The organism is Streptomyces sp. NPDC003248 (assembly GCF_055563235.1).
In genome coordinates this window covers 1-19,466 of sequence record NZ_JBVHDT010000023.1, presented here as the reverse complement: position 1 = coordinate 19,466, position 19,466 = coordinate 1, and the positions used below count along the sequence as shown (strand labels likewise).

General features: G+C 75.6%; 10 protein-coding genes. All 10 read right to left on the bottom strand.

Going from position 1 to position 19,466, the window contains the following annotated elements:
- Positions 1–24: 24 nt before the first annotated feature.
- Positions 25–1,434, bottom strand: coding sequence for a DHA2 family efflux MFS transporter permease subunit (locus tag ACZ3KJ_RS33565; RefSeq protein WP_467532588.1), 1,410 nt, complete (start codon positions 1,432–1,434; stop codon positions 25–27).
- Positions 1,431–11,741, bottom strand: coding sequence for an amino acid adenylation domain-containing protein (locus tag ACZ3KJ_RS33560; RefSeq protein WP_467532586.1), 10,311 nt, complete (start codon positions 11,739–11,741; stop codon positions 1,431–1,433). The genes ACZ3KJ_RS33565 and ACZ3KJ_RS33560 overlap by 4 nt, the downstream gene beginning before the upstream one ends.
- A 1-nt stretch (position 11,742) precedes the next feature.
- Entirely contained in the window at positions 11,743–12,528 is a 786-nt protein-coding gene (locus tag ACZ3KJ_RS33555; protein WP_467532585.1) for an ABC transporter ATP-binding protein, read from the bottom strand.
- Positions 12,525–13,454 (bottom strand): FecCD family ABC transporter permease, encoded by a 930-nt coding sequence (locus ACZ3KJ_RS33550; protein WP_467532662.1) that lies wholly within the window; start codon positions 13,452–13,454, stop codon positions 12,525–12,527. Before ACZ3KJ_RS33550 ends, ACZ3KJ_RS33555 begins: the two co-directional genes overlap by 4 nt.
- A 110-nt stretch (positions 13,455–13,564) precedes the next feature.
- The gene (locus ACZ3KJ_RS33545; RefSeq protein ID WP_467532660.1) at positions 13,565–14,587 is read right to left on the bottom strand and encodes a FecCD family ABC transporter permease; all 1,023 of its coding nucleotides are present in this window, start codon (positions 14,585–14,587) and stop codon (positions 13,565–13,567) included.
- 17 nt (positions 14,588–14,604) lie between these two features.
- A complete protein-coding gene (locus ACZ3KJ_RS33540; RefSeq protein WP_467532583.1) occupies positions 14,605–15,609 on the bottom strand; it encodes an ABC transporter substrate-binding protein in 1,005 nt (334 codons plus the stop codon).
- Positions 15,610–15,777: 168 nt separating this feature from the next.
- Positions 15,778–16,647 (bottom strand): siderophore-interacting protein, encoded by an 870-nt coding sequence (locus tag ACZ3KJ_RS33535; RefSeq protein WP_467532581.1) that lies wholly within the window; start codon positions 16,645–16,647, stop codon positions 15,778–15,780.
- A complete protein-coding gene (locus ACZ3KJ_RS33530; RefSeq protein ID WP_467532579.1) occupies positions 16,644–16,883 on the bottom strand; it encodes a phosphopantetheine-binding protein in 240 nt (79 codons plus the stop codon). Before ACZ3KJ_RS33530 ends, ACZ3KJ_RS33535 begins: the two co-directional genes overlap by 4 nt.
- Before the next feature lie 280 nt (positions 16,884–17,163).
- Positions 17,164–18,342 carry an isochorismate synthase gene (locus ACZ3KJ_RS33525; protein WP_467532658.1) on the bottom strand — a complete coding sequence of 393 codons (1,179 nt, stop codon included), beginning with the start codon at positions 18,340–18,342 and terminating at the stop codon, positions 17,164–17,166.
- A gap of 326 nt (positions 18,343–18,668) precedes the next feature.
- Positions 18,669–19,466, bottom strand: a 798-nt coding sequence (locus ACZ3KJ_RS33520; RefSeq protein WP_467532575.1) for a tryptophan 7-halogenase, incomplete at its 5' end; no start/stop codon positions are given.

Genomic DNA, 19,466 nt, shown 5'->3' with positions numbered 1-19,466 from the left:
CGGCCGGGGCGGCCGCCGGCCGCGTCACGCCCGCTTGCCGGCACGGGTCCGTGGCAGGCGCGTGGCCCCGGCGGCGGCCAGCAGCCCCAGACCGACCACCCACCAGAAGGTGTCGGCGAAGGCCTCCGGGACGTCCTGGTGCCGGGCGGCCAGCCGGTCCTGGAGCACCACGGCGAGGCCCGCCGTGCCGACCGAGCCGCCGACCGTACCGAGCAGACTGAGCGCCGCGGACGCGCGAGGGATGCGTCCGGGCTCGATACGGCTGTAGACGATGTTCATCACGGGGGCGCTGATCATGGCCATCCCGAACCCGCGCACCGCCAGCGCCGAGGCCGTCGCGCCGTCCGGCACCCCGTGGTGGAGCTGGGTGAACGGGACCGTGCCGGCCAGGACCAGCGCGATACCGGTGACCACCAGCGTCCGCGGGGCGACCGCGTCGACGGTCCGGTTGACCAGCACCGAGCCCGCCGCCGCGCCCAGCCCCTGCGGGGCCAGCAGCAGCCCCGCCTGCCACGCCGACAGACCGCGGCCGGTCTGGAAGTACAGCGGCAGGAGGAACATCGTGCCGAACACCGACGCGCCCAGGACGAGCAGGGCGAGGGCGGCGGCGCCGAAGGGCGGCCGGGCGAAGAGCCGGGGGTCGATCAGCGGAACGCCGCGCGTCCGCAGCCCGTGCACGGTGAACCCGGCCAGCATCGCCAGGCCCGCCGACACACCCACCGTGGCGGTGACGGCGCGGCCGTCGGCGACCTCGGTCAGGCCGAACACCAGGACGGCCAGGCCGGGGGAGAGCAGCGCGGCCCCCCGCACGTCGAACGCCGTCCGCCCCGGCGCCGCCGGCACCACCGGCACATGGCGGCGGGCGAGCAGCACCGCGGCCACCCCGATCGGCAGGTTGACCAGGAACAGCCACTGCCAGGACGCCACGGCGAGGAGGGACCCGCCGGCCAGCGGGCCGAGCACCGGCGACAGCAGGGGGACGACGGCGACGACGCTGAGCACCCGTCCGGTGCGGGCCGGGCCGGCGATACGGGCCAGCAGCGCCTGCCCGGTCGGCGGCAGCAGCCCGCCGCCGAGGCCCTGGACCACCCGGAAGACGATCAGGCTCGACGCCGACCAGGCCAGCGCGCACAGCGCCGAACCGAGCAGGAACACGCCCACGGCGGCCAGCCAGACCCGCCGCCCCCCGAACCGGTCGGCCAGCCAGCCCGAGGCGGGCACGGCCGTGACGACGGCCAGCAGATAGGCGGTGCTGACCCACTGGATCCCGGCGACGGAGGCGCCGAACTCGCCCGCCAGGGTGTCGATGCCGACACTGACGATCGTGGCGTCCACGGTGGCCATGAACGTGCCGAGCACCAGGACGAACGCGGTGCGCAGCAGCCGTCCGTCGACCCGCTCGGCCGGTGCGGGCGGCGCGGTGTCCTTGCTCATCGGCGCTCCAGGAGGGTGAGGACGTCGTCGTCGAGGCGGTCGCCCAGGGTCCGCAGCAGGTCGAGCAGCTCCTCGGCGAGCCCGTCGGCAGCCACCCCGGCCCGGTGGGCGAGCACCCCGGTCCAGGCGTCGCCGTCCGGCACGACCGTCAGCGTCACCGGATGGTGGGTGGCCTCGCGGAAGCGGGTCCCGACGACCCTGAGACCGGGGGCCGGTTCGCGCAGCCGGTCCGGGTCGACCGGATAGTTCTCGAACACCACGAGGCTGTCGAACAGCCGGCGCCGCCCGGTCAGCCGTTCCAGGTCGGACAGCGCCACGTGGTGGTGCTCGACCAGGGCCCGCTGACCGGCCTGGAGCGCGGTGAGGGTGTCGGCGAGCGTGCCCGTCAGCCGGGCCCGCACGGGCACCGTGTTGGCCAGCAGCCCGATGATCTCCTCGACGCCCGCCAGCTCCGGGGGACGGCAGGCGACCATGGCGCCGAAGCACACGTCCGCCCGGCCGGAGCGCCTCGCGAGCAGTACCGCCCACGCGCCCTGCACCAGCGTGTTCCGGGTCAGGCCGCGCCGGGCGGCGAGGCGGGTGAGCCGGGCCACCAGCGGCGCGTCGAACGTGATGACCGCGGGCTCCTGCCACGCGGGGCCCACGTCCGCGCCGCCGACCAGGTGGTCGCCCTCGGGCAGCCCCTCCAGCTCGGCCGCCCAGACGGTGAGGTCGGGCTCGTGATCGGCGCGCCAGCGCAGGTAGTCGGCGAACGGCACGGGGGCGGGCAGCTCCGGTGCCCGGTCCCGGACCCGCGCCGTGTACAGCGCGAACAGCTCGGCGAGGACGCGCGGCGCCGACCAGCCGTCGGACAGCACATGATGGCTGGTCAGGACCAGGTCGGCACGGTCGGCGTGGTGGCGGATCACGGTCAGGCGGACCAGCGGGCCGGTGGCCAGGTCGAACGGCTCGGCCAGGTCGGCGGCGAGCACCTCCTCGGCCGGCCCGTCGGACACCCGGAAGTCCGGCCGGGGGGACTCCGGGATCACCGCGAGATCCGCGGGGAACACCGCGCCCAGGTTCGGGTGGCGGGCCAGCAGGTCCGCGCCGGCGGCGCGCAGCGCGTCGAGGTCGAGCGGCCCGGCGAGGGAGAACACCGACTGCACGGTGTACGGGTCGGGACGCTCGGTGCGCGAGTGCCGCAGCATCACCTCCTGCAACGGGGTCAGCGGCTGCACCTCCGCGGCCGGCCGGCCGCCGGCGAGCCGCCTGATCTCCGGCGCGGCGGCGGTGCGCAGCAGCGCGGTCCGCAGGTGCCCGGCCAGCTCCTCGATCCCGTCGGCCGGGAACAGCGCGGCCGGCCAGGTCAGCCGCAGCCCGAGCCGGTCGTCGCGCACCAGGGCGTCGACCGTCAGGGCGTACGGCAGGGGCAGCGCGTCCGAGCCGCCGGAGCCGAGCGGATCCGCGTCCGGCGGCGCCTGCCAGAGGACGTCGCCGTCCGGGGCGCCGGGGAAGCGGCCGAGGTAGTTCCAGGCGACCTCCGGCGTCACGGGGTCCAGCAGACCGGCCGTGGTGAGGATGCCGTGGCCCAGGCCGTCGCCCTGGGCGCGCAGCCGCTCCCCGACCGCCTTCGGGTCGTCGTCGGCGTCGAGCAGCAGGGGGTGGACGGCGGTGAACCAGCCGACGGTCTGCGACAGGTCCACCCGCGGCGGGCGGCCGTGGCTCTCCAGCGCGACCAGCAGCCGCGGTGTCCCGCGCCAGGCCCGGACCGCCCGGGCGAGCGCCGTGAGCAGCACCGCGTCCGGCGTGGTGCGCAGGGCGGCGGGCAGGGTCGTCACCAGGGCGCGGGTGGTGTCGGCGTCGAGGTGGATCTCGTGGTGCGCCGAGGTGGCCGCGGTGTCCCGGGCGGGGTCGAGCGGCCGGGCCGCCAGCGCCGGTGTGGGGGTCATCCGCCGCCAGTGCGGCAGCTCGTCCCGCCGGTCGGCGTCGCGCAGCGACCGCGCCCAGCCGAGGAACGACTGCCCGTGGCGCGCCGGTGTGCCGCCCTCGTGGGCGTGCCGCACGTCGTCCAGCAGGACGCGCCAGGACACGCCGTCGACGACGAGGTGGTGGGCGAGCAGGACGAGCCGGCCCGGCCTGTCGGGCCCGGCGTCCACCCAGAGCGCGCGCAGCAGCGGACCGGTGCGCGGGTCCATCGCGTCGCGCGCCTCGGCGGTCCACGCGTCGACGAGGGCGCGCGGGTCGCGCGGGGCCGGTACGCGGGTCAGTACGTCGGCGCCGGTCACCGCGCCGGCCGGCGGGATGCGCAGCACGTCGCCGGCCAGGTGGGCCCGCAGCACGTCATGGCGGGCCAGGACGGTGTCGAGCACGGCCCGCCAGCCGGCCTCGTCGCCGCCGGGCGGCACGCACACCTCCACCCACTGGCAGAACCCGTCCGCGGCGGTGCCCGCCCGGCGCAGCACGTCCCGCATCAGCGGGGTCAGCGGCGCGTCCCCCACCGCGGGGGCGTCCGTGTCGTCGAGGGCGCGGGCGCGGGCCGCGATCCCGGCTACCGTCTCCCCCTCGAACACGTCCCGCGCGGTCAGCCCGAGCCCCTGGCGACGGGCTCGCGACACCACTTGCAGGGAGACGATGCTGTCCCCGCCGATGGTGAAGAAGTCGTCGTCGGGGCCGATGTCGTCGCTGCCGAGGATGTCCCGGAACACACCGAGCAGCACCGCCTCGGCCGGGGTCGCCGGTTCGCGCCGACGGGCCGTCGCGGTCTCCGGGGCGGGCAGCGCGGCGGGGTCGAGCTTCCCGCTGGGGCTCAGCGGCAGCCGGTCGATCACCACCAGCGCGGTCGGCACCATGTGCTCGGGCAGTTGCGCGCCCAGGTGGGCGCGCAGCCGCGCGGTGTCCGGCTCGGCGCCGTCGGACGGGATGACGTAGCCGACGAGCCTGCCCTCCCGCAGGACCACCGCGCACGCCCGCACGTCGGGATGGCGGGTCAGGGCCGACTCGATCTCGCCCAGCTCGACGCGGAAGCCGCGGATCTTGACCTGGTGGTCGGCGCGGCCGAGGAACACCAGCTGCCCGTCCGGCCGCCACCGCACCAGGTCGCCCGTGCGGTACATCCGCTCGCCGGGTGGACCGAAGGGGTCGGCGACGAACGCGGCGGCGGTCAGGCCGGGACGGCCGACGTAGCCGCGGGCCAGGCTCGGCCCGGCGAGGTACAGCTCGCCCGTCACCCCGGTGCCGGCCGGCTGGAGGCCGCCGTCCAGGACGTAGGCGCGGACGTTCGGGTCGGGGCGGCCGATCGGCAGCGGGCCGGGGTCGTCCGGGTCGTACCGCCAGGTCACGGAGTTGATGGTGACCTCGGTCGGACCGTAGGCGTTGAACAGCGCCCGCCGCCCCTCGCCCCAGCGCCGCGCCAGCTCCGGGTCGAGGCGTTCGGCGCCGACCACGAAGAACACCTCGGGATCGACGGTGCGGTCGTCGGGCATCGCCGCCAGGAACGACGGCAGCAGGTTCACCCCGGTCACCCGGTGCCGGACGATGTAGTCGAGCAGTTCGTCGCCGGGGACCCGCACCTCCTCGGGCGCGATCACGGAGGTGCCCCCGGACAGCAGCGGCACCATCGTCTGCCAGAACGCCACGTCGAAGCCGGTCGACGCGAAGTGCAGGTAGCGGTCGTGCTCGGTGACCCCCACGACCTCCTCCTGAAGGGCGATCAGGTCGGGCACGCCGCGGTGGGTCACCCCGACGCCCTTGGGCCGTCCGGTGGTGCCGGAGGTGTAGATGACGTAGGCGAGGGCGTCCTCGGTGAGCGCGGCGCGGGCCTCGGCCGGGTCGGTTCCGGGCAGACCGGCGAGCGTGGCCGGGTCGTCCAGCCGCAGCACCGGGATCTCCCGCGCGGCGGGCAGCTCGGCGCCGGTCGTCACGGCGGCGGCCGGGGCGATGTCGTCGAGCAGGTACGCCAGCCGGTCGCGGGGGTGGCTCGGGTCCAGCGGCACGTACACCGCGCCCGCCTTGGCCACGCCGAACAGCACCACCGTCATCTCGATGTCGCGTCCGAGCAGCACCGCGACCGGGTCCTGCGGCCGCACCCCGCGCCGGACCAGCGCGTGGGCGAGGCGGTTGGCCTCCCGGTCCAGTTCGGCGTAGGTGAGGCTGCGGTCGCGGCAGACGAGGGCCTCGGCGTCGGGCTTGCGGCGCACCCAGGCGGCGAACTCCTCCAGCAAGGGCCCGCGTTCCTTGGCGGGGACGGCCTCGGTGCCGGTGCGCAGCATCCGTTCCCGCTCGGCCCCGTCGAGCAGCGGCAGCGCGAGCACGGGCCGCTCCGGGTCGTCGACGATCTCCCGCAGCAGGTGCCGCAGCCACCGTCCGTGGTCGCGCACGGCCGCCTCGGTGAAGGCGCGCGGCTGGTAGCCGAGTCCGATCGTGATCGAGTCCCCGGGGATCACGATCACGGTCAGCGCGTAGTGCGTGGCGTCGGTGATGTCGACCCCGGCCAGGTCGAGCCCGGGGCCGACCGGAGCGCGGTTCCGGCTGGAGAGCGGGAAGTTCTCCATCACCAGCAGGGTGTCGAACAGCTCGCCGACGCCCGCCGCCCGCTGGATCTCCGGCAGGCCGACGTAGTGGTGGTCGGCCAGGGCGACGCTCTCGGCCTGCACCCGGGCCAACAGCTCGACGGCCGTCTGGCCCTGGGTGTGCCGCACGCGCACCGGGATCGTCGTGCCGAGCTGGCCGATCATCGACTCCACGCCGTCGACCTCGGCGGGCCGGCCCGACACCGGGCAGCCGAACACCACGTCGTGCCGCCCGGTGAGCCGGCCCAGCAGCAGGCCCCAGGCGGTCTGGAGCACGGTGGTCAGGGTGACGCCCCGCTCGCGGGCGAACGCGCGCAGCCGGTCGCTGAACTCCCGGCCCAGTTCGACCGCCACCCGGCCGGGCCGCTCGACACCGGTCCCGACGCTCGCCGGCGCCAGCCGCGTGGCACCGTCGACGCCGTCCAGCGCCCGGCGCCACGCGGCCAGGGACGCCTGCCGGTCCCGGCCGGCCAGCCACCGGAAGTACTCCGACACGTCCGTGGCGGCCGGCACGGGCGGGCCGCCGCCCAGCTCGGCGTAGAGGCCCAGCAGGGCCCGGCCGACCAGCGGCATCGACCAGCCGTCGAGCAGCGCGTGGTGATTGGTGATCACCAGCTTGTGCTCGGCCGGGCCGGTACGGGACAGCAGGAAGCGGATCAGCGGCGGCCCGGACGGGTCGAACGGGCGCCGGAGTTCGGCGCGGACGGCCTCGGCGAACCGGTCGTCGCGCCGCCACTCCAGCGTCACCTCGGCGGGCACCACCTGCACCACCTCGTCCCCCGCCGGGGCCAGGTACACCCGCAGCGAGGGGTGGCGGCGCAGCAGCTCACGCGCGGCCTCCGCCATCCGCCCGGGGTCCAGATCGCCCTCCAGCGTCGTCACGGCCTGGACGACGTAGACGTCGGCGTCCCGGTCGTCGCGGACCAGGGTGTGGAAGGACAGCCCGACCTGGAGCGGCGTGGCGGGCCACACGTCCTCGATGCGGCCGGACCGCTCCAGGGCGTCGATGGCGTCCTGGCCGAGGGCGACCAGCGGAAGGTCCGACGGAGTGAGCCCGCCGGGGGCGCGCAGCGCGTGCTCGGCCAGCGCGTCCAGGGCCGCCGCCCAGGACTTCTGGAGGGCGGCCAGCGCGTCGGGGCCGAGCACCCCGGTCGCGGCCGTCCACTCCACGGCGAGCCGGGGCGCGCCCTCCTCGTGGACGAAGCAGTTGAGGGCCAGCACCTGCTCCAGCGCCTTGGCGCCGGGCTCGATCACCGAGAAGGCGTCCCGCTCCGGCAGCCGCCACCCCGTCCCCGACAGCGGCGCGAACCGGCCCAGGTAGTTCAGCAGCACGTCCGGCGGCGGTACGGCGGCCAGTGCGGCACCGGACTCCGGGTCCAGGCAGCGCAGCACGCCGTAGCCGATGCCGGCGCCGGGGACGCCGCGCTTGGCCTCCTTGGCCGCGCGCAGGACGTCCCCCACGTCGCCGGCGGCCGGCACGCGCACCGGGTACTCGCTGGTGAACCAGCCGACCGTGCGGGACAGATCGAGGTGTTCGCGGCCGTGCCCCTCCAGCGTGACGGTCACCGCGTCACCGCCCGCGCCCCCCTCCCGCAGCGTCAGCACGAGCGCGGCCAGCAGCACCTCGTCGACGCCGGCGCGGTAGGCGGCGGGCAGCGTGGTCAGCACGGCCTCGGTGACGTCCGGCGAGGCCACGGTCAGCGACCGGCGGGCGGTGGACACCGTGTCCAGGGACGGGTCCAGCGGCCGGGCGCCCAGGCGGGTCGCGGAGCCGAGCGCGGCGAGCCAGTGGCCGAGTTCGTCCCGGCGCGCGCCGGACCTCCCCTGCTCGGCGAGGAGCGTGGCGTGCCGCCGCCAGGACGCCCCGGTCCGCGGCAGGGCGCCGCCCGTGCAGGCGGTGTGCAGGTCGGGCAGCAGGATCCGCCAGGACACGCCGTCCACGGCGAGGTGGTGCACCACCAGTACCAGTCGGTCCGGCCCGCCGTCTCCGGTGCGGACCAGGGCGGCCCGCAGCAGGTCGCCCGACCGCGGGTCCAGCTCGCCCGCCAGCCGCCGGGCCACCGCCTCGGGGTCCTCCCCGCGCACCTCGCCCACGACGGCCGCGACCGTGCCCTCGGGCAGGATCTCCAGGCCTTCCTCCCCGACGCGCAGCCGCAGCGCGTCGTGCCGGTCGAGCACCGCCCGCACACCCCGCACCAGGTCGTCGTGGGCGAGGCCGTCGACCCGCAGGGCCGTCCACTGCGCGTAGCCCGCGACGACGTCGACGTCCGGGTGCGCGTCGAGCAGGCCGCGCACGATCGGCGGCGCGGGCACCGGCCCGGTCGGGTCGTCGGCCGGCCCGTCGGCGTCCGCCACCTGCCCGGCGGAGGCGGCCAGCGAGGCGAAGCTGCGGCGCTCCAGCAGATCCCGGGGCCGCAGTTCGAGGCCCTTGGCGCGCAGCCTGCTGCTGACGGTGATCGCGGTGATGCTGTCCCCGCCGAGGGCGAAGAAGTCGTCGTCCACCCCGACCCGCTCCACCTCGAACACCTCGGCGACCGCCGCGCACAGCAGCCGCTCCCGCTCCGTGCCCGGCTCCCGGCCGCCGGCGGTCGCCGCGGGCGCTGGCAGCGCGGCGCGGTCGAGCTTGCCGTTGGGCGTCAGCGGCAGTGCGCCGAGCACCACCACCGCCGCGGGCACCAGGTGCTCGGGCAGCCGCTCGGCCAGGTGGGCGCGGACCGCGTCCCCGGTGACCGAGGCGGACACGACGTACCCGACCAGCCGGGACGACCGCACGGCCGCGGCGGCCGCCGTGACCCCGGGCACCGCGGCCAGCGCGGCCTCGACCTCGCCGGTCTCCACCCGGTGACCGCGGATCTTGACCTGGTCGTCGGCGCGGCCGGCGTACTCCAGGCCGCGTCCGGGAACCCACCGGGCCAGATCGCCCGTGCGGTACATCCGGGTGCCGGGCGGTCCGAACGGGTCGGCGACGAACCGCTCGGCGCTCGCGCCGGGCCTGCCCAGGTAGCCGCGGGCCAGCTGCGGGCCCGCCAGGTAGAGCTCGCCCACCGTGCCCCGCGGCACCGGATGCAGGGCGCCGTCGAGGACGTAGGCCCGGGTGCCCGCGAGGGGGTGGCCGATCGCCGGCTCGTCACCGGTGACCGGCGCCGTGGTGCTGTCCACGGTCGCCTCGGTCGGCCCGTACAGGTTGCGGGCGGTGACCCCGGACGCGGCGATCCGCCGCCACAGCGCGGGCGGGACGGCCTCGCCGCCGAGGACGAGCAGCGTCGGCCGCAGGTCCAGCAGACCGCCGTCGACCAGCGGCGCCGCCATCGACGGGGTGGTGTCGACGACGTCGATGCCGTCGCGGGCGTACGCGGCGAGCAGGGCGTCGGCGTCGCGGGCGGTCTCGGCGTCGTAGACGTGGAGTTCGTGCCCGCACAGCAGCCACACCAGATGGTCGAACGCGGAGTCGAACGCGAAGGAATACGTGTGGGCGGTGCGCAGCCGCCTGCCCGCGGCCCGCTCGGCCGGGGCGACCACCGCGGCGCGGTGGTGGTGCAGCAGCGCCGCGAGACCGCCGGCCCGGCCGAGCACGCCCTTGGGGCGCCCGGTCGACCCGGAGGTGTGGATCACGTAGGCCAGGTGGTCGGGGTGCCGGGGCGCGGCCAGTTCACCGGCCCCGAGCGGCGCGCCGGACAGCCCTTCGGCCTCACGGAGCAGCGCGTCCCACGCCAGCCGGCCGGCTGTGCCGACGGGCTTGTGCTGCTCGTCGGCCGGTGCTGTCGGTTCCCGTCCGTCGACCGCGCCGGGCGGTTGTTCGTCCGTCCCGGTGGGCGGCGCGTTCCGTGCCGGCCGGTCGGTTGTGCCTGCGGGCTTGTCCTCGCGGGCCGAAGCGGTCGGTTCCCGTCCGTCGACGGTGCCGGAGGGTCCGTCCGTCCCGGTGGGCGGCGTGTCCCGCGTCGGTCGGTCGCTCGCACCGACGGGCTTGTGCTGCTCGTCGGCCGGTGCTGTCGGTTCCCGCTCATCGACCGTGCCGGGGAGGCCGTCCGTCCCGGTGGGCGGGGCGTCCCAGCCCCGTCCGTCGAACGCGCCGGCCGTGATCACCAGCGCGGGGCGGACGTCGTCGACGAGAGCGCGCAGCCGCTCGGGCGGATGCGTGGTGTCCAGGGGCAGGAAGGCGGCGCCCGCGTCCAGCACCGCCAGCAGGGCCGTCACCAGGCCGGCCGAGCGGGGCAGCGCCAGCGCCACGACGTCGTCGGGCCCGATCCCGCGGGCCCGCAGCGCCCGCGCCAGCCGGTGCACCCGGTCCGCCAGCTCGTCCGTGGACAGCCGGTCCCGCCCGCAGACCAGGGCCGTGCGCCCCGGGTGGGCGGCGACCATGGCGTCGAACGCGTCCGGCACGGCGAGCGGCACCCCCGGCAGGGCCTCGGGCGTCCACTGCGCCGGCGGTCGGTCGCCGGCCAGGGGAACGCGGCCCACGGGCAGACCGTCGAGCAGCCCGGTCAGCAGCGCCCGCAGCCCGGTCAGCTTGCCGTCGACCGCGGCCTGGTCGTTGCCGCGGGCGTCGACCTCGAAGCCGAGGTGCAGCCCGCCGTCGGGGGTCGGCAGCACGGTCAGGCCCATGTCCTCGGGCGGACCGCCGGCGATGTTGCGCATCGTCCCCCTCGCCCCGGCGAAGTCCATCGCCAGGTCGAACGCCTTGAGGTTGATGCCGCGCCCGTGCAGCAGCGCGCCCGCGCCGGGCACGCCCAGGTCGCGGGGCAGGTCCTCGCCCCGGTAGCGCTGGTGCGCCCGCATCTCCCGCAGGACGCCGGCGACCCGCCGGGTCAGCTCCGCCAGGCCGTCCCCGCCGCGCACGGTCACCCGCAGCGGCAGCACGTTGACCGCCATGGCCGGGGTGCGCAGCTCCACCGACTCGGTGCGGCACATCAGCGGCAGCGCGAAGACCACGTCGGTGCGCCCCAGCACGCGGTGGAGGAACGCGGCGTAGCAGGCGATCAGCGCCTCGCCCCAGGTGACACCCTCCCGGTCGGCGAAGGCGCGCAGCCGGGCCGTCTCCCCGGGCGTGAGCACGGCACGGGCGGTCAGGGCGGGGCCGGGCGGCCCGGCGCTGGTCCGGGTGTCGCCGAGGTCGGGCAACGGGGTGAACCGGTCCACCCAGTACGCGCGGTCCTCGGCGGCCCGGTCGCTGTCCCGGTAGGCCCGGTCGGCGGCGACGAGACCGGCGATCGTGCCGAAGGCGGGCCGCGGCGGCTCGGTGCCGCGGACCAGGGCCGTGTAGCGGGCGGCGGTGCGGCGGGCCAGCATCGCGCCGCTGTAGCCGTCGATGACCAGGTGGTGGCCCATCTGGGTGTACCAGACCTCGTGGTCCGACAGCCGGATGACGACCGGTGAGTACAGCGGCCGGTCCACCATCCCCCGGCACGTCGCGGCCGCCCGCACCCGCTCGGCCTCGACGAGCGCGGCCGCCGCGGCCGCGGGGTCGGCCTCCCCGCCGAGGTCGACCACCCGGGGCGGCCCGACCGGCGCCTCGCCGACCGCCTGGCGCGGCCCCGACGGGGTGTCGTACACCCGCAGCCGCAGGCTCTCGGCCTCCTCGTGGACCGCCCGGACGGCCTCGGCCAGCGCCCCGGTGTCGATCGGCTCGTCGCCCGATATCTCCACCACGTCGCCGACCACGTAATAGGGCGAGTCCGGCTCCAGGCGTTGCGCGTTCCAGATCCCCCACTGGGCGCCGGTCAGCGGGAGCAGGCGGTCCGAGGGGACGCGTGAGGTGCTCAACTCACTCTCCTTGCAGCGTGGGGACGACCATCGGGGTACCGGTCACCGGGTCGGGGACGACGACGCTCGGCAGGTCGAACACGTCCTTGATCAGCGTCGCGTCCACGATGTCCGCGGGGTTGCCCTCGGCGACCACCCGGCCGCCCCGCATGGCGACCAGGTGGTCGGCGAAGCGGCAGGCCTGGTTGATGTCGTGCAGGACGGCGATGACGGTGCGGCCCCGGTCGCGCAACCGGGCCAGCAGGGCGAGCAGTTGGTACTGGTGGGTGATGTCCAGGAAGGACGTCGGCTCGTCGAGCAGCAGGTACGGCGTCCGCTGGGCCAGCACCATGGCGATCCACACCCGCTGCCGCTGCCCGCCGGACAGCTCCTGGACCGGCCTGCCCGCCAGGTCGGTGACGCCCGCGGCGGCCATCGCCTCGTCGACGGCCTCCTCGTCGCCGGCCGACCACAGCGCCAGCAGCGACTGGTGCGGGAAACGGCCCCGGGCCACCAGCTGCCGGACCTTGATGTCGTCGGGGGACAGCGGGTCCTGCGGCAGGAAGCCGAGCTGCCGGGCCAGCGCCTTGGACGGGTAGCCGCCGACCTCGCGCCCGTCGAGCTCCACGTGCCCGGCGTCGGGGCGCAGCAGCCGGACGAACGCGCGCAGCAGGGTGGACTTCCCGCACGCGTTGGGGCCCACGACGGCGGTGAACGCGCCGTCGGGGACGTCCAGGCTCAGCCGGGTGGACACCACGCGGTCGCCGTAGCGCAGGGTGAGCTCCCGCGCGGTCAGACGTGCGGTCACGCCCGCCCCACCTCCTTGGTCAGCAGCCAGATCAGATAGCAGCCGCCGATCGCGGTGCTCACCACGCCGACCGGCAGCGCGACCGGCGCCAGCAGCGCCTGGGCGAGCAGGTCGGCGCCCTGGAGCAGGACGGCCCCGGTCAGCGCGGCCGGAAACAGCGGGATCCCGGCCGCGCCCGCGAGCCTGCGGCCGATCTGCGGGGCGGCCAGCGCGATGAACGCGATCGGCCCGGCCACCGCGGTCACCGTCGCCGTGCAGCCGACGCCGACCAGCACCATCAGCAGGCGCAGCCGGCCCAGCGCGACCCCGGTGGTCACCGCGAGCGCGTCACCGAGCGCCGTCTGGTGCACGGCGCGGCTCCGCACGGCCGTCAGCGCCAGCAGCACGCCGATCACCCAGAACGGAAGCCACAGGTCCGCCCAGTCCACGCCGTTGAGGGAGCCGGCGCTCCAGCCCACCGCGGCGATGGCGACCTCCAGGTCGGCGCGGAGCACGATCCACGAGTTGAGCGCGGTCACCATCGCGTTGACCGCGATGCCGATCACCACCAGCCGCAGCCCCGAGAAGCCCCGGTCGGACGAGAGCAGGTAGACCACGGCCGAGACGAGCAGCCCGCCGGCCACCGAGGCCCCGGCCAGCTGCGCGGGCGTGCCCGACAGCACGGTGATGGCGATCAGGGCCCCGGTGTAGGCGCCCGCGTCGAGACCGATCACGTCCGGGCTGCCGAGCGGGTTGCGCGTCAGGTTCTGGAAGAGCGCTCCGGCCACTCCGAGCGCGGCGCCGAAGACCAGTCCGGCCGCCACCCGCGGCAGCCGCCATGCGAGGATCACCACGGAGTGCTCCGACCCGGTGAGCACGGCCAGCACCTCACCGGGGGAGGCCCAGGACGCGCCGTAGCACAGCCCGAGCAGGCCCAGCCCCAGCATCAGGGCGACCAGCACCGCGCAGACCAGCACCGTGCGGCGGGCCGCCCGCAGCACCTCCGCGACCCGTGCCGCCCGCGGCCCGGCCGCCGCCGCCCGCACCCCGGCCGCGGTCACAGTGCCCCCGCCCCGTGGCGGCGGACGGCCCAGATCAGCATCGGGCCGCCGAGGAACGCGGTCACGATGGCCACCGGCACCTCACCGGTGGGCAGCAGGACGCGTGATCCGATGTCGGCGACCAGCAGCAGGACCGGGCCCAGCACCATCGAGTAGAGCATCAGCCAGGGCACGGATCCGGCCGCCGGCCTGCGGACCAGGTGCGGCACGATCAGCCCGACGAACAGGATCGGCCCGGCCACCGCCGTGGCGGCCCCGCTGAGCACGGTGATCAGCACCAGGGTCGCGGCCCGGGTCCGGGCCACGACCGCGCCCAGGGTCTGCGCCACGTTCTCGCCCAGCGCCAGCGCGTTGAGCGGCCTGCTCAGCAGCAGCGCGCCGAGCAGGGACACCCCGATCGCGGCCGACGGCAGCGCCAGCGGTGCCTGTTCGCGGCCGGCCAGCGTCCCGACCGACCAGAACCGGTACGCGTCGAAGACGTCCGGGAGCATCAGCCTGAGGCCCAGCGCGATGCCGCTGAGCACCGCGGTCAGGGCCACCCCGGTGAGGACCAGGCGCAGCGGCGAGTGCCGCCCGACCGCCGTCACCAGCAGCGCGGCGAGGACCGAGCCGGCGACGGCACAGACCAGCTGGCCCGTCTGCCCGCCGGCCAGGCCGAGCGCCGAGCCGACGGTGACGGCGAACCCCGCCCCCGCGGTGACCCCGAGGATGCCGGGCTCGGCCAGCGGGTTGCGGGCCAGCGTCTGGATCAGCGCGCCCGCCACCGCGAGCGCGGCGCCCACCGCCATGGCCAGCAGCGCGCGCGGCGCCCGCACGTCCCGTACGATCACGTGGTCGTTCGTCCCCCGGTAGTCGAGCAGGGCCCGCACCACCTCGGTGGGCGGAACCCGGTGGGCGCCGATGCCGATGCTCAGCACGGCGATGACGGCCAGCAGCACCAGCCCGCCGAGGAGCAGGCCGGCGCGTGGCAGGTCCCGCCCGGTTCCCGCCCCTCCGGAGGTGCGGACCGCGGCGGTCACCGGTCCAGGAGGAGCGGTCACCGGTCCAGGAGAGGCGCGAACGACGTGTCGATCGCGTCGAGGGTCTTCAGGGCGTCACCGTAGGTCGCGGCCTCGGTGTAGGCGATCGGGAAGACCATGCCCTTCTTGACCGCGGGCAGGTTCTTCCACAGCTTCGAGTCGAGGACGTACTGCACCGACTCCGGGACGCCGCCGTCGGGGTCGACCGAGTAGGTGATGGCGTCGGCCTCGCCGAGCGAGTCCGAGAGCTCCTCGATGGACGGGTATTCGCTGACCGACTGGGAGCCGGGGCCGGCCTTCTTGACCGCGCCGTAGTACACGGCGCCGATGTCCTGGGCGACGCTGGTGCCCCACGAGCCGCCGAACTCGCGCTGGAAGGTGCCCTTGGAGGTGTCGCCGTACGCGCCGACGTGCCCCAGCTTCAGCTGCGGCAGCACCGCCTGGTACTTCTTCTTCAGCTCCGCCGCCTTGGCCTCGTACTCGGCCTTGACCTTGTCGTAGTCGTCGAGCACGCCGGCGGCGTCGGCGTGCTTGCGGGACACCTCGCGCCACTGCGACGGCACGGTCGGGCCGACCGCCACGACCGGCGCGATGGACTTCAGCCGCTCCATGTCGATGTCGCCGAGCACCGGGGTCGGCACACCGAGGACGATGAGGTCCGGTTCGGCCTCGGCGATGGCCTCGTAGTTGGTCTCGGCGGCCTGCTCGCCCGCGACCTTGGTCAGCTTCTTGTAGGTGGCCAGGTCCTCGTCGCTCATCAGGGCCTCCCCGCGCTGCCACGAGGAGATCCCGACGAGCGGGGCGCCGGCCTCGATCAGGGTCGGCACGGCGTAGCCGGTGGCCACCACGCGCTGCGGGTCGGCGGGGATGGTGACCTTGCCGTTGTCCGCGGTGAACACACGGGTCCCGTTCCCCTTCCCGGACGTGTCCGCCGTACCGCTGTCCGACGACGACCCGCACGCGGTGAGGGCCAGTGCCAGGGTCAGGGCACCGACCAGGCCCGCTGATCTGCGTGCGAACATGCGCAACTCCTCCTGAGAACGTGCGGAACGAACTCGCCGTACGGGACAAGCTTTTTGACGGTTCGTCAGTGCTGGTGCGGTGCTCGTGTGCGTGGGGGGCTCACTCGTGTTCGTGCTCGTGGGCGTGCTCGTGGGGGTGGTCACTCGTGTGCGTGCTCGTGGGGGTGGTCACTCGTGGGGGTGCTCATGGGGGTGCTCGTCCTCGTCGTCGAAGTCGGCGACGCCGCGCTTCCAGTAGCCGGTGATCTCGTGGTCGGCCTTCTCCAGCCGCAACTCCTCGCGGATCCATCGCCGCAGCGGCTTGATCTGCCCCGCCTCGCCCGCGATCCACACGTACAGCCGCTCGCCCTCGGGCACGGCCGTGGCGGTCACGGCCCGCGCCAGCGCGCCGCCGGTGCCCGCCGGACGGTCGCCGCGGTGCAGCCAGACGACCTCGACGCCTTCGGGCGCGGACAGCGCGATCTCCTCGCCGGCGTCGGCGACCTCGACGAACGCCCAGCCCTTCGCGCTCCGGGGCAGTTCCTCCAGCCAGCGCGCGATCGCGGGCAGCGCCGTGATGTCGCCGGCGAACAGATAGCGGTCGTAGGCGTGCGGGACGATCAGCCCGCCGGGCGGTCCCGCGACATGGATCACGGTGCCCGGCCGGACGTCCCGCGCCCAGTCCGACGCCAGTCCGCCCTCGTGCGGCGCGATGTCGAGGTCGATCTCGCCCGCCACCGGGTCGTAGCGGCGCACGGTGTACTCCCGTGACGTGGGTGCCGGGCGCGGCCAGCGCAGCAGGTCGCCGTCGGGTTCCGGAAGGCGCAACGAGCCGTCCGGGTCGGGGAAGAGCAGCCTGACGTGGTCGATCGGCGAGTGCGCCTCGAACCCCTCGGTGCCCGGCCCGCCCAGGGTCACCCGCAGCAGGCCGGTGCCCACCGCGGCGGTGCGCACGACCCGCGTCTCGCGGACGCGGATCGGGTAGCGCACCTTCTCCGGGCGGTGGCCCGCCCGGACCTCCGCGATCCGGTCCAGATGCCGGTGGCCGGTCCGCGTCACGGGTTCTCACCCGTCAGCAGCGCCGTCCAGTGCGCCAGTTCGGGCCGCTCGGCCAGGTCGGGCAGTTCCAGCGTGTCCGCTCCGCCGGCCCGCCAGCGCTCGACCAGGGTCATGAGCCGCACCGAGTCCAGGCCGAGGTCGCGCAGGTTCTCGTCGGGTTCTATCTCGGCCGGCTCGCAGCCGAGCAGTTCCGCGACGTCCGCGCGGATGCGGTCGGGGGACAGGGACTGGTTCATCGGCCGGCTCCTGTGGGTGTCGGCGCCTGCCGTGCGGCCGGCGCGTCGGATGCGGTGGTCGTGACGCCCCTGTGGCGGGCGGCGTACCGGCGCGCCCGGTCGTGGCGTGCACGGGAGAGGCCGGCGGCCGGGCCGGCCGCCGGAGTCGCATCGGAGGGCCGGCGTCCCCTCCCGGTGAGCGGCCCGGGCCGGCCGCCGGGCGTACGGCCGGACTCCACCGGGCCCGCGGCGACGCGGTCGGCGTACGGGGTGGCCGGCGGCGCCGGTGCGCGGTACGGGGTCACGCCACGTCCTCCAGACCGAGGGCGCGCAACAGGGTGCGGAACTTCGCGGAGGTCTCGTCCAGTTCGGCCCGGGGCTCCGAACCGGCGACGATCCCGGCGCCGGCGAACAGGCGTACCGTCCGGTCGCACACCTCGGCGCTGCGGATCGTCACGGCCCACTCGCCGTCGCCGTCCAGGCCGGTCCAGCCGGCCATCCCCGCGTAGTAGCCGCGGTCCTGGGGCTCCAGGGCCGCGATGGCCGTGAGTGCCCCGGCCGTGGGGACGCCGCAGACCGCGGGAGTCGGGTGCAGTGCCTCGGCCAGGCCGAGGGCCGAGGAGGCCGGGTCCGACGGGTCGCGCAGCCGTCCGGTGATCCGGGTGGACAGATGCCACATCGTCGGCGTACCGATCACCTCGGGCCGGTCCGGTACCTCCAGGTCGACGCAGAAGCCGCCGAGCACCTCGGCCACCCGTGCGGCGGTGTGGGCGTGTTCGCCGAGGTCCTTGGCCGAGGCGCGGAGGCGCGCGATCCGGTCGTGGTCGACGGTGTCGTCGCCGGACCGGGGGGCCGACCCGGCCAGCGGGTTGGCGATCACGGTCGCGCCGCGCCGGGACACCAGCAGCTCGGGACTGGCGCCGACCAGGGTCCGCGGGGCGGGGTCGCCCGGCGCGGTGACGTCGACGGCGAAGGCGTAGGAGGCGGGGTCCGCGCGCACCAGCCGGGCCAGCAGCGAGGGCACCCAGACCGGGGACGCGGAGGTCAGTTCCAGACAGCGGGCCAGCACGACCTTGCGCAGGTCACCGGCCTCGATCAGCTCCAGTGCCCGGCGGACGGCATCGGTGTAGCCCGCGGGTGCGGGGCGCGGTGAGATCCGCCATCCCGTGCCGGGCTCCACGCCGGGGACGCGCAGGTCCGCGGGGGCGCCCGCGCGCCGCACGACGGCGGGCACCACCAGGCCGGCCTCCGCCTCCGGGCGGAACCCGACGGCCCCGACGACCACGGGATCGGGAAGCCCCGTCGCGGCGGCCGCGTGCAGCGCCTCGGCCGCGGCCAGGGCCCGTGTGCCGCTCCCGGAGCGGATCCGGGCGCGCACACCGTCGGCGAGCATCGTGCCGCGCGCCGAGGAGAAGTAGAACGAGCCGGTCAGATAGGCCGCCAGCAGGTCGGCGGCCAGGTGCACGGGGCTGGGGCGCATGAGCGCGGATGTGGACACGTCGGCGAATCCCTTTCTCAGGCGCGCGGGGGCGTGCCGCAGATCGAGAGGACCTGTGTCGTGAGGTGCCGACCGTGGTCGGGGACCGTGGACGGCGAGGCGTCGGAGAGGCGGGAGGCACCGGTGACGCGCTCCGGCGGACGTCGTACGGGTGACCGACCGGCGGCGTCGGCTTCGCTCGCCGCACCCTTGTTCCCGGCAGGCATGGGTCTCCTCTCGGTCGAGCGAAGTAAGGCTAACCTAACTAAGTGGCTGTCCGGCGGCAAGAGGGAACAACTTCTCTTGTGGCACGTGTAGTTGATGGTGCATCAGTTCTCGGACCCGGACTTTCCGGTGGCGGCGCCCGGCGGGACCGCCCAGCCGAGGCCGTCGGGGGAGGTGACCAGCCCGTCGGGGAACAGGGGGCGCTCCAGGCTCGTCGCGCCGCCGAGGGAGGCGCGGGCCTGGATCTCGTTCATGCCCTGCATCACGTCCGTCACCACCTGCGTGCCGAACAGTTCGCTCATCCGCTCGCCGCTCTCGGACTGCGCGGGCCCGGTCCGGTCGACCGCGTCCGCGAGGTCCTTCGAGGAGGCGTCGAAGCGCTCCCTGAGCACCTCCGTGTCCAGGAGCGCCGACTCGCCGGAGTTGACCGCGGAGACGCCGCCGACCAGTTCGACGAAGGCGCGCAGGTCGGTGGCCTCGGCCCGGGAGACCTTGCGGGCCTGCCAGAAGTAGGAGTCCTCGTTGTGCTGCATGTCGTAGAAGGCGAGGAGGAACTCGTAGAAGACGCCGTACTCGCGGCGGTAGCGGCGCTCGAACTCCCCGAAGGCGCGCTCCTCGTCGAGGTGGCCGGCGAGCGCGCTGTTGAGGGAGCGGGCGGCGAGGAGGCCGCCGTAGGTGGCGAGGTGGACGCCGGTGGAGAAGACGGGGTCGACGAAGCAGGCCGCGTCGCCGACCAGCACCATGCCGGGCTGCCAGAAACGCTCCATGGCGTACGAGTAGTCCTTGCGGACGCGGAGTTCGCCGTACGGCCCCTCGGTGACCCGCCGGGCGTCCGCCAGATAGTCCTTGATCATGGGGGCGCGCTCGATGAACCGGTCCATGGCGGCCTCGGGGTCACGCGA

Excerpts from the sequence above, each read along its gene's own strand:
- ACZ3KJ_RS33565 (WP_467532588.1), bottom strand. The coding sequence starts at position 1,434 with ATGAGCAAGGACACCGCGCCGCCCGCACCGGCCGAGCGGGTCGACGGA.
- ACZ3KJ_RS33550 (WP_467532662.1), bottom strand. The coding sequence starts at position 13,454 with ATGCTGGGGCTGGGCCTGCTCGGGCTGTGCTACGGCGCGTCCTGGGCC.
- ACZ3KJ_RS33540 (WP_467532583.1), bottom strand. The coding sequence starts at position 15,609 with ATGTTCGCACGCAGATCAGCGGGCCTGGTCGGTGCCCTGACCCTGGCA.
- ACZ3KJ_RS33530 (WP_467532579.1), bottom strand. The coding sequence starts at position 16,883 with ATGAACCAGTCCCTGTCCCCCGACCGCATCCGCGCGGACGTCGCGGAA.
- ACZ3KJ_RS33525 (WP_467532658.1), bottom strand. The coding sequence starts at position 18,342 with ATGCGCCCCAGCCCCGTGCACCTGGCCGCCGACCTGCTGGCGGCCTAT.